Origin of the sequence: Maricaulis sp. MIT060901 (assembly GCF_047123815.1) — a bacterium.
GTDB lineage: Bacteria > Pseudomonadota > Alphaproteobacteria > Caulobacterales > Maricaulaceae > Maricaulis.
In genome coordinates, this window is the sequence record NZ_CP138920.1 from 468747 (window position 1) to 482435 (window position 13689).

A 13689-nucleotide genomic window follows, 5' to 3' on the forward strand; every position below is an offset into this window, starting at 1 on the left:
CCCGCGATACGGGAGCAGGGAGAACCACTTCCTGTTCGATCAAATATCTGAATTTAAGAGAAAATGGTGAGCCGACAGGGATTCGAACCCTGGACCGTCTGATTAAAAGTCAGATGCTCTACCAGCTGAGCTATCGGCTCCCGTCCCGAAGGAGCGCGGAACATATGCGCGAGATTCCGCGGGGTCAATCCGCGATTGCTGCGATATTTCAGCATTTTTGATGATCTTTCGTCACATTCTTCAGTAAGATGCTTCTCATGAGGGGAATGAATTTCATTTTTGCGTGTGTTATTGCGGCGTTAGCGGCAAGTGCATGCTCGTCGACCCGCCAGCGTGCTGGCGAGGCATCGGACTTTGCACAAACGGAAACCCGGGTTGCGCTGGAAGATGCCGCCGGACTGCCACGGCGGCGCCCCGGCGCCGTCATGGTTGATGAAGGCGATGACACCGTGCCCACGCCCTATGGCGGTGAAGGCTCGCGCCGTCGCTGTTCGACGGTGGCGCGCGACATCGCCCGCCTGACGGTGGTGCTTGGCCCCGATATCGAGGAAGTCCAGCGCCGCGAAGCTGAAGACAATCCGGAAGATGAAGGCTGGGTCTCGCGCGGCGCCCGTGCGGCCTCCCGAGCGCCCGGCGCTGCGGCCAGTGGCGCACGCAGCCTCTATCGCTCCACCATTGTCGGTCTCAATCCGGTTCGCCCGGTCGTGCGTTTCATTGGGGGTGCCGGCCGCATTGAACGCGAAGCCGACCAGCAACGCGACTACGCCCAGCGCCGCCGCGGCTATCTGCGCGGCCTCTATGACGGATTCGGCTGCCCGCCTGCACAGATGCGTCGGGCGTTCGAAGCCTATGGGCTCGTGGAGGAAGAGGATTAAGGCTGCGCCGCGCGCTGCGCCTGCCCCTCTTGCCAGCGTTCGTTGAACTGTTTGCGGAAGGCCGCGAATTCGCCCGTCTTGATCGCTTCGCGCATGCGCCGCGTCAGGTCCTGGAAGTAGGCGATATTGTGCCAGCTCAGGAGCATGGCGGAAAGATACTCGCCAGACCGGAAGAGGTGATTGAGATAGGCCTTTGAATAATCGCGGCTGGCCGGACAGTTGAGCTCGGGCATCAGCGGGCTGTCATCATCGACGAATTCGGCGCGCTTGATATTGATCGGGCCCCAGTCGGACCAGGCCTGGCCATGACGACCGGAACGGGTCGGCAGAACGCAGTCAAACATATCGACGCCGCGGGCCACGGATTCGACCAGGTCGATCGGCTTGCCCACGCCCATCAGGTAACGCGGGCGCTCGCTTGGCAGGTGCGGTGTGGTGTAGTCGAGGACTTCACACATCACTTCAAACCCCTCGCCTACCGCGAGTCCGCCAATGGCATATCCGTCATACCCGGTTTCGATGGACCGCTCCGCGCTTTCGCGGCGAAGGTTCTCGAACACCGATCCCTGGACAATGCCGAACAGCGCCTGGGTGTCCCGTGTGCCAAAGGCCTGTTTGGAGCGCGCGCCCCAGCGCAGGGAGAGCTCCATGGAGGCACGAGCCTCCTCTTCCGAACAACCAAACGGCGTGCACTCGTCCAGCTGCATGGAAATGTCAGCGCCCAAGAGGTCAGCCTGGATCTCGATCGAGCGTTCCGGGGTCAGATTGTATTCCGACCCGTCGATATGGGAGCGGAACTTCACCCCCTCCTCGGTCATCTTTCGGAGCTTGGAGAGCGACCAGACCTGGAAACCGCCACTATCGGTCAGCATCGGGCCCTGCCAGGTGGAGAATTTGTGCAGGCCGCCAAGGCTCTTCACCCGCTCGGCACCCGGGCGCAGCATGAGGTGATAGGTATTGCCCAGGATGATGTCGGCGCCGGTGCCCTTCACCTGGTCCATATAGAGCGCCTTGACCGTGCCTGCCGTGCCCACAGGCATGAAGGCCGGCGTCTGGATATCGCCGCGCGAGGTGGAAAGCGTGCCACAGCGCGCCGCGCCGTCGGTTGCATGGATCGTATAGGGAAAGGCGCTCATGTCTGTCGCTCCAGCAGGCACGCATCGCCGTAGGAATAGAAACGATATTCCTCGGCGATGGCGTGGGCATAGGCCTTCTGCATCACATCCAGCCCACTCATCGCACTGACCAGCATGAAGAGCGTGGACTTGGGCAGATGAAAATTGGTCATCAGGGCGTCGGCGATGCGGAATTCATAACCTGGCGTGATGAAGATATTGGTGTCGCGACTGGTTGCCTCGACCTTGCCCGGCCCAGACGCCAGGCTTTCAAGCGTGCGCAGAGCCGTGGTGCCGACAGGGATGACCCGGCGACCATCCGCCTTGGCCTGGTTGATCTGTTGAGCAGCGGCCTTTGAAATCGTGCACCATTCCGAGTGCATGTCATGATCATCGGTGTCATCCACCTTGACCGGCAGGAAAGTGCCGGCCCCCACATGCAGGGTCACATGGACCACCTCCACGCCGCGATCCCTGAGCGTCTGCAACAGGCCCTCGGTAAAGTGCAGGCCAGCCGTCGGCGCAGCAACCGATCCCTCTTCCCGCGCGAACAGGGTCTGGTAGTCTTCATTGTCCTGCTCGTCGACACCACGCTTGCGCGCGATATATGGCGGCAGCGGCGGCGCGCCGGTTGCGGCAATCGCCTCGTCCAGCAAGGCCCCGGACTGATCGAACCGCAACAGCGTGTCTCCACCGTCCGACTTGGCCTCGACCACAGCCGACAGCTCGCCAAAGCGGACCGTATCGCCTTCCCGGATGCGTTTGGCGGGGCGAATGAAGGCGCGCCAGGCATCAGCGGCCTCGCGCTTGTGCAGATTGACTTCAAGCGTCACATCCCCGCCGCCGCCATGCGCGCGGGCGGGGCGAATGCCTTCCAGCGCGGCCGGAATGACCCTGGTGTCGTTGATGACCATCAGGTCCCCGGGTTGCAGCAGGTCCGGCAGGTCGCGCACGCCCTTGTCGGCCAACGCGCCGCCGGCCGCGACGTGCAACAGGCGTGCAGCATCACGGGGACGCGCCGGACGAAGCGCGATACGCTCCTCGGGCAGTTCAAAGTCGAAGTCAGTTACTTTCATGCCGCACCGTCTATCTTTCGCCATTCTTGTCGGCAACACGCAAGCGGCGATTTCTCTGCACATGGAGCGTTGAATGAACTGGATCCGCTCGGGTCTGTTACTGGCAAGCAGCGGGTTGATCCTGCTGACAGCCGCCTGTCTTGCGGGGGTATTTGGCGCGCCCACCGACACATTCAACCATCTCTGGCCTGTCTGGATGGCTGGCGCGATCGGCCTGCTGGTCGCGACCCTGGCCCTGCGCACCCTCGCCCTCGCGGCCGCCACCAGTATCTGCATCACCCTGCTCGCGGCGATCGCCGTCGACACACGCGATATTCCGGTTATCGAAACCGGGCGAGATATCCGAATTGTGAGTCATAATCTGTGGGGTTCAACCCGCGCCGCGCGCGGGCTGGTCGAGGTGGTCGAGGCCAGCGATCCGGACATCATCGCGCTGCAGGAAGCCTATAACCACCAGAACCCCATGCTGGAGGCTCTGGAAGGCGAATACCCTTATTTCATCCGTTGCCGCTGGGAATCGACGCGCATCTACAGCCGCCTGCCGCTGAGCGGCAGTGGCTGTCTGCGGCCGAACCATCGCCCGGGTGAGCCCTATCTGGATCTGCCCTCGAGCGCCTGGGCCGAAGTTGAGCTGGCCGATGGCACTCGCTTCATGCTGGGATCAATTCACCTCACATGGCCGGAACCTCTCTCCCACCAGGGCGAGCAGATCGACGCCATTGCCCAGGAGCTGGGCCGGGTCGAGCGGCCGGATCTCGTTCTGGTCGGAGATTTCAACGCCGCCTCGCCCGCCCATGCTCTGCGCAGGATGGAGATGGACTGGCAGCTGACGCGCCTGACACGCCACCAGGCCAGCTGGCCGGCACCCTTGCCGATTGTCGGGATTGATCACGCCTTCGCCGGCGAGAACTGGGCCCGGGTTGAGATCGAGGTTGGACCCGCAACCGGCTCCGACCACCGTCCCCTGATCATCGATCTCGCCCGTATCGAGTCTGACTAGCCGTGTGACCAGTCGTCCGGGCTATCGCTGTCATTGGGTGACAGGCCGAGCTCCTCGCCCACATGGCTGACACCCAGCCCCAGCACGGTGCGGTTGGCATATGCAAAATAGGCAGTGACCTGGTTGATCTCCAGGACCTCTCCGTCGTCAAAGCCCGCCGCGCGCATGCGCTCGATAACTTCACCACTCAGCGCAGAGGGCTGCCGGGTCAGTTCACGCGCGTATTCCAGCCCGGCCAGATCACGACCGTCGAAAGCGGACGCCAGGTCATCGCTCTCCAGCGCCGAGCGGATCTCAGCAGCGCGAGCATCATCACCCAACAAACGTTTCAGGCCTGCAAAATGGTGTTCGACACAATAGGCGCATTTGTTGAGCATGCTGACATAGGTGCCGATCGTTTCCAGATAGGCCTTGTCCAGCGTATTGCCGAAATGATGCAGCGTCGCCTTGTAGAGGGCCATATGGCCTTCCAGCGTGTGCGGGCGCAGGCTGTGCGACGCCAGGATATTGTCGATCTGACCATCCGGACCGGCCACCCGGTCATAGATAGACTTGAGGCGGCCAGTGGCCGCCTCTCGTGAAACTGTCTTGATCCAGCTCAAAGCCCTATGCCTCGATGACGGTGGCCTTGATGATCTTGCCCGGCTCGGCCGGCGGCTCGCCCTTCGGCAGCGCGTCGACGTGTTCCATGCCGGATTCAACCTGGCCCCAGACGGTGTACTGGTTGTTGAGGTACGGAACTTCGTCCAGGCAGATGAAGAACTGGCTGGACGCGGAGTTCGGATCCGCAGCGCGGGCCATGGACATGGTGCCACGCACATGCGGCTCGGCATTGAACTCGGCCGGGATATTCGTACCGGATCCACCCATGCCATTGCCGTTCGGGCAACCGCCCTGGGCGACAAAACCGTCGATGACGCGGTGGAAGGTCAGGCCGTCGTAGAAGCCATCCTTGACCAGTTTGGTGATCTGCTCGACATGCTTCGGCGCCAGGTCCGGGCGCAGTCCGATCACAACATCACCGCCATCAAGGGTGAATACGATTTTTTCGTCAGCCATTCGTCTTAGTCCTGAATTCGAGTGGGAATATCAATCGCGCAGACATCCGGCAGTGCTCCGGAGGTGTCACGCAGAGTTTCGAGATAGGCCGCGAAGGACGGGTGGTCCGTGTCGACAACCTGAACATTGGTACGCTCTGCCTCGGGCAGTTCAGCCTCCACCCGCATGGATCGGATGAGGTCCGGGGTGAAACCCGGATCCTGCTGATACGTGCCCACGGCGATATTGTTGACAGCATCCTGTCCGTAACGCACCCGACCCCAGACCGTGTAGGAGGCGTTGAGGTGCTCGGCATCGCCGCGCGTGATGTAGAACTGGCTGCCAGCCGAGTTCGGGTCATTGGTCCGCGCCATGGCAGCGGCGCCCTGGCAGTGCAGCAGCCAGCTGGCGACCTGGCCTGTGGCCGTGATCATGGACTGGGCAATCGGCTGGGTACCGGCCGGGAAGGAATTCCAGAAACCGGCCTTGCCCACCTGCGGAATGGACGGGCTGACCTGGCGGTCCATCAGCTCGGAAATCTCCAGCTCCGCACCACGCTGCACCGTGAACTCGGCCTGCAGGCCCGGCAGATCGGCACGGTGGTTGGCATTGGCGCGGGATCCACCGCCCTGCGCCATGAACCCGTCAATCACGCGGTGCCAGACCAGGAAGTCGTAAAAACGCTCGCGCGCAAGCGACTTCATGCGATCGACATGGGCCGGCGCAAACTCCGGGGCCAGTTCCACAACGATCCGACCGTGATCAGTTTCAATGTAGAGCGTATTTTCCGGGTCCAGGTCGCGCCAGGCGTCTTCCGGAAAATCATAGGCAGTAACCGCCTCTTCCTGGACGGAGGTCGCCACTGCTGTGGTTGCAGCCGACGCCGCAGCACTCTCGGTGCTTGCCTCGGTTTCAGTTTCCGCTTCGCGGGCACAGGCCGTGGCGGTCAGGGCCAGTGCGAGGGCAGTCGACAGGGATAAACGCATGATCACGCAAAACGCTCCTTGAGACGGCTTTCAATCCGCGGCGGGACAAAAGCCGATACATCACCGCCCAGGGCGGCTATTTCCTTGACCAGACGGGAGGCGATGGCCTGGTGACGTGGATCGGCCATCAAGAACACGGTCTCGATCTCGTCATTCAGCTGCTGGTTCATCGCAACCATCTGGAACTCATATTCAAAATCAGATACAGCTCGCAATCCACGCATGATGGACTGGGCGCCGACCTGCTCAGCAAAATGCATCAGAAGGCCATCAAACGGGCGCACCTCGATCTCGGCATTCTCTGCCAGGTGCGCGACTTCCTGTTCGACGATCTGCACGCGTTCCTCGAGGGAGAAAAGCGGTCGCTTGGCCTCGTTGATCGCCACGCCGATGATCAGCTTGTCGACCAGTTTCACGGCCCGCCCGATAATATCGAGATGACCATTCGTCAGCGGGTCGAACGTGCCCGGATAAAGCGCGGTGCGCGACATGGCGAGACAATCCTTCTTGCCGACATCACCAGCCGGGTCCATCCCCGGCGGCAACATCGTTTGCTCGTGCCGTATCTCTTGCAGATGCAGGTAGGAAGATCAATCTCTTGATACTTTTGCGACTGCCGCCTAGGCATGATGTGACGCTCATACTTGAGCGGGCTCGGGGCAGGACAATTCATGAATTTCGCGCAGGAACAGAACCAGGCGGTTGCCGCCCTGAAACGGGGAGATCGTGCCACCTGCCTGACCGCTCTCTCCCGGCTGGCCGATGCTCCTGACACCGCCGCCATCGCCTTTGCGCCCCTGGCCCGTCTCGCGGATGCCATCGGCGCCTGCGGACATGCGCGCCGTTTTGCACTCCGGGTTCTGGACCAGAGCTCCGGACAGGAGCCCGAACTGCTCGGGCTTCTGGACATTCTTGTTCGCAATGGCGGCATGAGCGAAGCACGTGAACGCGCGCACTCCGCGCTCGAACGCCTTCCGCAAAGCCTCGGCCTCAATCATTTCTGCGGTGTGATCGCCAGCCAGCTCGGCGAGACCGAGGCAGCGCGCGAGCATTTCGACCGTGTTCTCAGCCAGGCCCCGCTCGCAGCACCGGCCTGGGTCAGCTTCGCCAACCTGCCAGGAACCGGTTCAGAACGGGAGATCGAGGCGCTCAAACAGGCATTGAGCCAGGCCGTCCGCACGCCGCCCGAAAACCAGGCGGCCATGCAATCCGCGCTCGGCTTTTGGCAACACCGCGCTGACGATCGATCCGCGTTTGACTATTGGGACCGGGCGGCGGCCCTGATGCGCTCCGTACGCCCATACGACCGATCCCGGGAAGAAGCTGCAGTTGATGCCCTTATTGCTAGTACGCCGCGCGCCGAAATGGGCTGGAAACCTAGCACGCAGACATCCACCCGCCCTATCCTGGTGACCAGCCTGCCACGCTCCGGCTCGACCCTGGTGGAACAGATCCTGTGTTCGCACAGCTCCGTCACAGACGGCGCGGAGCTCAACCTGTTCAAACACGCGCTGATGCCGATTGGCGGTGGCGTCCAGCCTGCGCTTGCCGAACGCTTCAACGCCGCTCACCCTGACCCGTGGAGCATGGTCGGCGGGTTTTACCTGGACATGCTGGACGGCCGCTTTGGACCGGAAGGGCGGATCGTCGACAAGACGCTGAATTTCTCGCGTTTCCTGCCCTGGCTGGAGGCCAGCCTGCCCGAGGCCCCGCTGATCTGGATGCGCCGCAATCCGGAAGCCGCCGCGCTGTCCTGTTACCGGACCTGGTTCCCGCAAGGGCTCAACTGGTCCTGGTCGCTTGAGGACATCGCGCATCAATTCCGGCTTGAAGACCGGCTATATGAGCACTGGTCGACACTTTACCCGGATCGCATACTGAGCGTTCAGTACGAGGACCTTGTCGCCGATGCCGACAGCTGGATCGCGCGTATCGCGGAACATTGCGGCCTGGCGCCGGAACCGCAAATGTCACGTTTCCACGAGACCCGCCGCGCAGTCCTGACCGCTTCCGTCGACCAGGTTCGGCAGCCGCTCTATGACAAGGCGGTTGCAGGCTGGAAACAGTATGAAGTGCAGATGCGCCCCTTCAGCGAGGCCTATCGCCCGGCCTAGTGGCTGCGGCGCAGGGCCAGCCAGCTGGCGGCCAGGAAAATCAGCCCGCCGCTCATCTTGTTGACCAGACGCTGGAACCGCGCCTTGCGCAGGTAACGCGACAGTCCTCCGCCCATAACGGCATAGGCGCTGTCCAGCACCAGGGCGACCAAAAGGAATACGCCGGCGAGCGTGAAAAGCTGAGGTGTTGTTGCGCGTGTCGGATCAACAAAGACCGGCAGGAAAGCGGCGTGAAAAACCATCGTCTTGGGATTGGCCAGGGCAGTGGCTGCTCCGTGCATGAAAAGCTGGCCGTCCAGGGGTTTGGCTTCACCTGATGGCGGGGCTGTCCAGATCTTGAACGCCATCCAGACCAGATAGGCGACACCGGCCCATTTCAGGACCGTGAACGCCCACCCCCAGATCGAGAGCAGAACACCGAGTCCCACAACAACGAGCGCGATCTGGGCTGCCTGGGCCAGCGTCGTTCCGGCGACAACCAGCAGCGCGCTGCGCGTCCCGTGCGCTGCCCCGGTGGCGAGGATCACCGCGACATTGGGACCGGGCATGATGATCAGGGCCACGCTCGCTGCGATGAACGAGAGTAGCGTGGCCCCTTCAATCATTCTTCGCCGCCGTCAGAGCTGCCGGCTTCCGGGGTTTCGCCCTCGGAACCGCCCTCGACGCCTGCGCCATCTTCGACATCCGCGCCTTCATCATCACCGGCATCCTCGATGCGGACGACGGCCGCGACCTGTTCCTCGCCATTCAGGCGGATCAGGCGGACACCGCGGGTCGAACGTCCGGCGATACGCACCCCGTCGATCGGGAAGCGGATCAGCTGGCCACCATCGGTGACGGCCATGATCTGATCGGCGTCCTCGACCGGGAAGCTGGCCGACAGCATGGCACCGCGGGACAGGTCCTGCGCAGCGACACCCTGATTGCCCCGTCCCATGACACGGTAGTCATAGGCCGATGAACGCTTGCCCATGCCGTCGGCGCCAACCGTCAGCAGGAATTGCTCGGCCGCGCCCAGTTCGGCGATGCGTTCCGGCGTCAGAGCCGCCTCATCACCGTCCTCGGCCGGTTCCGTTGTCGGCAGATCCGCCTCGTCATCGCCCAGCGCACGGCGCATGGCGGTGGCGTGTTTCATGTAGGCGCGAGCCTCGGCCGGCGTGACGTCCACATGGCGCAGGATGGCCATGGAGATCAGATTGTCATCAGCCCCCATGCGGATCCCGCGAACGCCGATCGAGTTACGGCCGGCAAAGACACGCACATCGGTGACCGGGAAGCGGATGGCGCGACCGCGGTCAGAGACCAGGAAGACATCATCCTGTTCGGTGCAGAGGCGGACATCGATAATGCGCTCCTCCTCACCTTCCAGCTTCATGGCGATCTTGCCGTTGCGGTTGACCTGGACGAAGTCGGACAGCTTGTTGCGACGTACCGTGCCGGACTTGGTCGCAAACATGACGTTGAGATCGGCCCAGGTGCTCTCATCCTCCGGCAGCGCCATGATCGAGGTGATGGTCTCACCCTGGTCCAGCGGCAGAAGGTTCACCAGCGCCTTGCCCTTGGTGTTCGGCGCGCCGAGCGGCAGGCGCCAGGTCTTGGTCTTGTAGACCATGCCCTTGTTGGAGAAGAACAGAAGCGGTGCGTGGGTCGAGGCCACGAACAGGGTCGAGATGAAATCCTCGTCCTTGGTCGCCATGCCGGCGCGGCCCTTGCCGCCACGACGCTGGGCCCGATAGTCGGACAGCGCCGTACGCTTGGCGTAACCGCCATGCGTGACCGTAACGACCATTTCCTCGCGCGGGATGAGATCCTCGTCCTCGAAGTCGAGGCCACCATCCATGAACTCGGAGCGGCGCGGCGTCGCGTAATTCTCGCGCACTTCCAGCATTTCCGAGCGGATGATGTCGAGCACACGAGCGCGCGAACGCAGGATGTCGAGCAGGTCCTCGATCTCCTCGGCCAGCGTCTTGGCTTCATTGCCCAGCTCGTCGCGACCCAGACCGGTCAGGCGGTTGAGGCGCAGCTCGAGAATAGCGCGGGCCTGTTCCTCGGTGAGGCGCAGCGTGCCGTTCGAGGTCAGCATGGAGCGCGGATCCGCCACCAGCTCGACCAGCGGCGCGACATCGGCGGCCGGCCACTCACGGGCCATCAACTGCTCGCGTGCTTCCGTCGGGTTCGGCGCATTGCGGATCAGGGCGATGACCTCGTCGATATTGGCGACAGCCAGGGCCAGGCCAATGATGACGTGTGCACGGTCGCGGGCCTTGTTCAGTTCGAACTTGGCACGGCGGGCAACAACTTCCTCGCGGAAGCGCAGGAAGACCTTGATGATCTCACGCGCGCCCAGCAATTGCGGGCGACCATCGACCAGCGACAGCATGTTGGCGCCGAAACTCGTCTGCATGGAGGACCAGCGGAAGAGCTGGTTCAGGACGACATCGCCATTGGCATCACGCTTGAGCTCGATGACGACGCGGATGCCGGAATGGTCACTCTCGTCGCGCAGGTCGGCAATGCCCTCGATCTTCTTGTCGCGGACCAGTTCCGCGATCTTCTCGATCATCGTCGCCTTGTTCACTTGATAGGGAATTTCCGTGACGATAATGGCCTGGCGACCGCTGCGGACCTCTTCGAAATCGGTCTTGGCGCGCATGACGATGGAGCCACGGCCGGTCTGGATGGCGCTGCGCGCACCGGCGCGGCCGAGGATCAGGCCACCGGTCGGGAAGTCAGGTCCCGGCAGGATGTCGAGAAATTCCTCTTCCGACAGGTCCGGATTGTCCAACAGGGCCAGCGAGGCGTCGATCACCTCACCCGGGTTGTGCGGCGGGATATTCGTCGCCATGCCTACGGCGATACCATTGGCACCATTGACTAGAAGGTTCGGGAAACGGGCCGGCAGGACTGTCGGTTCCTGGCGCTCGGCGGAGTAGTTCTCGACGAAATCTACCGTGTCCTTGTCGATATCGGCCAGCAGCGACTGCGCGACCTTTTCCATCCGGCTCTCGGTGTAACGATAGGCGGCCGGCGGGTCACCATCGATGGAACCGAAATTGCCCTGGCCGTCGATCAACGGCACGCGCATGGACCAGTCCTGCGCCAGGCGCACCAGCGCGTCATAGACGGCCTGGTCACCGTGCGGGTGATAACGACCCATGACGTCACCGACGGCGGTCGCACACTTGCGATAGGCCTTTTCGTGCGTCTGACCGTTCTCGTGCATCGTGTAGAGGATCCGGCGGTGAACCGGCTTGAGACCGTCACGCGAATCCGGAATGGCGCGGCTGACGATCACGCTCATGGCGTAATCGAGATAGGAGCGGCGCATCTCCTCTTCGATGGCGATATTGCCTACACCTTCCGGAAGGCCAGAATCAGATGCTGTCAGGTCGTCGTCGTGATCGCTCAAAGCGGGTCTCTTTCATTGATGCCGAACGAGCCGGAAAGGCCTGTCCTACAAGGAATTCGCCGCCCAGCTCTCGCGCTCGCGTGCGCGCGCGTGAATCAGGCGGTCGGTTTCTACCCAAGTCTTAACAATTGGCGTGATTCCAAGCAAATGCGCGCTGCCGTTCAAGCCTGACCAATTCGTGAGACACGACAGGCCGATTCTCCGCTAGGCTGGGTTCAAAGTGGAGGAGCGGATGAACCTGTTTTCCAGACGGACTTTCATGCTCGGCACGGCCGGCACTGTGGCGACGATGGCGAGTGGCACTGGTCATGCCCGGCAGACAGGGGCATGGGCCAATTGGCCTTCGCTTCCGATCGTCGCCCAAGAGATCTATCCCACGAGCCTGAACGGCCGGATCTTTGTCGCGGGGGGCTTCACACGAACCGCTAGCGGGTTCGCCATCAGTCGCAATGGCTATGTTCTGGGAATGCAGGCGGACGACTGCTCAGACGTTGATACCGACACATGCAGCCCGACCTGGCAATCTTTGTCCCCGCTTCCGGAGCCACGGCACCACCCGAACCTCGTAGGGCACGACGAATTTGTCTACGCGTTCGGCGGGTTTCGGGCCAACGTAGATGGTGCCTGGAATATGATCGCGAATACAACGCGTCTAAGCCCGGAGACGCTCGGATGGACGGAAATGTCCCCCATGCCCCTGCCCTATGGCGAGACCGTCGCCATGAGCCTGGGCGATCACATCCATGTCGCCACCGGTCGTCAGCCCAATGGCTCGGCCAATGCGAACTGGAATGATCATGGCGATCGCGGCATGCATTATGTCTATGACCCGGCGTCCGACAGCTGGGACACCGCTGCTCCCAATCCGAACCCGCGCAATTCCGCCGCTGGCGGCGTCATTGACGGGCGTTTGCATGTGGTCGGGGGGCGTGTGGTCAATGACGGCAATCGCGCTCACCACGAGGCCTATGATCCGATTGAGGACCGCTGGCACGAACTTGCGCCCCTGCCCCAGGGCCAGGCCGGGCTGTGCGCGGCGGTGCTCAACGGCAAGCTCTATGCGATGGGCGGAGAGTATTTCGCCAATGGCGGCGGTGTGTACCCCGAGTGCTGGATCTATGACCCGGTCTCTGACAGCTGGGAGGCTGGTCCGGACATGCTGACCCCGCGCCACGGTCTGGGCGCGGTGACGATTGGAGATGGTATCGTCGTCATTGGCGGGGCAACACAGGCCGGAGGCAATGGCACCTCCGACCTCGTTGAAGTGCTTTATCCCGACAGGATCTAGCTGCGCGCGTAGCGCATGAACTCGCTGCGCGTCACCCAAGCATCGGAATTGGCATCCATTTCGTTGAAAATCCCCTGAACGCTGGTCGCGGCCGATGACTGTGCACTCTCCAGCGACTGGGCCAGCAGGCGTTCAAAGTCGATCGACAACACCTCCTCCTGGATCAAGGCACTGTTTTCGATCATCGCGGCCTGGACCGTATCGGTGATCTCCTTGACCATTTCCTGGCTCAGTTCACCCTGCGCAGTAAGCCCGGCAAGCTCATACATGGCTGTCAGATCGAAACGATTATCGCCATCCGCGTCGATCTGGGCGAAGGCCGCCTCGGGATCACGGCGATCACCGATCGCGGACTGGGTCGGCAGGAAAGCGCTGGCAGCCAGGCTGGCTGAGAGGACAGCAACGAGAGAAAAGCTCATGACGGGTTCCTTGTTTGGCATGGTCAATCTTGGCCAAACCCGCCGGCGTGGTTTCACGGGATATGCCTCGACAAAATCGCGAATGACTTCGCTGGCTGTCAGCCCCTTGTCCTTGCAGGCTTGCATGAACTCCTGCTTGGCCTGGTGGCCGAGACGGATTTCGAGGCTTTCCGAGCGTTTTTCTCGTCGTGTCATATCCGGTGTCACCGCACGCTAATTCTCACCAGTGGGCAGGACCGTCATCAAGACTTCCCGCGCCACCGGACCAGATAAACAAAATAGCCGTCCCGAAGCAGTAAAAAACCTGTCCGGACACTGAATTGCCTGTAATGACAGGCGAGTTGAGGCGCCCCGTCACGAAATTATGCG

At 62.2% G+C, this 13689-nt stretch carries 13 protein-coding genes and 1 tRNA gene; 4 read left to right on the top strand and 10 right to left on the bottom strand.

From position 1 onward, the window contains the following. Window positions 1–64: 64 nt before the first annotated feature. Window positions 65–140, bottom strand: a tRNA-Lys gene (locus SIC17_RS02355). 126 nt (window positions 141–266) lie between these two features. Here SIC17_RS02355 and SIC17_RS02360 point away from each other — a divergent pair. After that, a complete protein-coding gene (locus SIC17_RS02360; RefSeq protein ID WP_291893312.1) occupies window positions 267–875 on the top strand; it encodes a hypothetical protein in 609 nt (202 codons plus the stop codon). On the opposite strand, the gene tgt is transcribed toward SIC17_RS02360, so the two are convergent. Both tgt and queA read right to left on the bottom strand, forming a co-directional pair. After that, a complete protein-coding gene (gene tgt / locus SIC17_RS02365) occupies window positions 872–2011 on the bottom strand; it encodes a tRNA guanosine(34) transglycosylase Tgt (protein WP_412546279.1) in 1140 nt (379 codons plus the stop codon). The genes SIC17_RS02360 and tgt overlap by 4 nt on opposite strands. Beyond that, on the bottom strand, window positions 2008–3066 hold the full coding sequence (gene queA, locus SIC17_RS02370) for a tRNA preQ1(34) S-adenosylmethionine ribosyltransferase-isomerase QueA (RefSeq protein WP_412546280.1): 1059 nt from the start codon (window positions 3064–3066) through the stop codon (window positions 2008–2010). The genes tgt and queA overlap by 4 nt, the downstream gene beginning before the upstream one ends. Window positions 3067–3139: 73 nt before the next feature. Between queA and SIC17_RS02375 the strand changes: the two genes are divergently transcribed. Beyond that, window positions 3140–4066: an endonuclease/exonuclease/phosphatase family protein gene (locus SIC17_RS02375; RefSeq protein WP_291893318.1), complete on the top strand. Its 927-nt coding sequence runs from the start codon at window positions 3140–3142 to the stop codon at window positions 4064–4066. On the opposite strand, the gene SIC17_RS02380 is transcribed toward SIC17_RS02375, so the two are convergent. From SIC17_RS02380 to coaD, 4 genes are read right to left on the bottom strand one after another with little or no spacing between them, the layout of a single operon-like run. Continuing rightward, window positions 4063–4668, bottom strand: coding sequence for a carboxymuconolactone decarboxylase family protein (locus SIC17_RS02380; protein WP_291893319.1), 606 nt, complete (start codon window positions 4666–4668; stop codon window positions 4063–4065). The two genes, SIC17_RS02375 and SIC17_RS02380, sit on opposite strands and share 4 nt — an antisense overlap. A gap of 4 nt (window positions 4669–4672) precedes the next feature. Beyond that, window positions 4673–5125, bottom strand: coding sequence for a peptidylprolyl isomerase (locus SIC17_RS02385; protein ID WP_291893321.1), 453 nt, complete (start codon window positions 5123–5125; stop codon window positions 4673–4675). 5 nt (window positions 5126–5130) lie between these two features. Further along, window positions 5131–6090 carry a peptidylprolyl isomerase gene (locus SIC17_RS02390; protein ID WP_412546281.1) on the bottom strand — a complete coding sequence of 320 codons (960 nt, stop codon included), beginning with the start codon at window positions 6088–6090 and terminating at the stop codon, window positions 5131–5133. 2 nt (window positions 6091–6092) lie between these two features. Continuing rightward, on the bottom strand, window positions 6093–6581 hold the full coding sequence (coaD, locus tag SIC17_RS02395) for a pantetheine-phosphate adenylyltransferase (protein WP_366940083.1): 489 nt from the start codon (window positions 6579–6581) through the stop codon (window positions 6093–6095). Window positions 6582–6761: 180 nt separating this feature from the next. Between coaD and SIC17_RS02400 the strand changes: the two genes are divergently transcribed. Beyond that, window positions 6762–8204: a tetratricopeptide repeat-containing sulfotransferase family protein gene (locus SIC17_RS02400; RefSeq protein WP_412546282.1), complete on the top strand. Its 1443-nt coding sequence runs from the start codon at window positions 6762–6764 to the stop codon at window positions 8202–8204. Here SIC17_RS02400 and SIC17_RS02405 read toward each other — a convergent pair. Further along, window positions 8201–8809, bottom strand: a complete 609-nt coding sequence (locus tag SIC17_RS02405; RefSeq protein WP_291893328.1) for a LysE family translocator — start codon at window positions 8807–8809, stop codon at window positions 8201–8203. The genes SIC17_RS02400 and SIC17_RS02405 overlap by 4 nt on opposite strands. Further along, complete coding sequence (gene gyrA, locus SIC17_RS02410) at window positions 8806–11613, bottom strand: DNA gyrase subunit A (protein ID WP_412546283.1); 2808 nt, start codon at window positions 11611–11613, stop codon at window positions 8806–8808. Before gyrA ends, SIC17_RS02405 begins: the two co-directional genes overlap by 4 nt. Window positions 11614–11845: 232 nt before the next feature. Between gyrA and SIC17_RS02415 the strand changes: the two genes are divergently transcribed. Further along, window positions 11846–12901, top strand: coding sequence for a Kelch repeat-containing protein (locus SIC17_RS02415; RefSeq protein ID WP_291893333.1), 1056 nt, complete (start codon window positions 11846–11848; stop codon window positions 12899–12901). Here SIC17_RS02415 and SIC17_RS02420 read toward each other — a convergent pair. After that, a complete protein-coding gene (locus SIC17_RS02420; protein ID WP_291893335.1) occupies window positions 12898–13515 on the bottom strand; it encodes a hypothetical protein in 618 nt (205 codons plus the stop codon). The genes SIC17_RS02415 and SIC17_RS02420 overlap by 4 nt on opposite strands. Window positions 13516–13689: the final 174 nt, after the last annotated feature.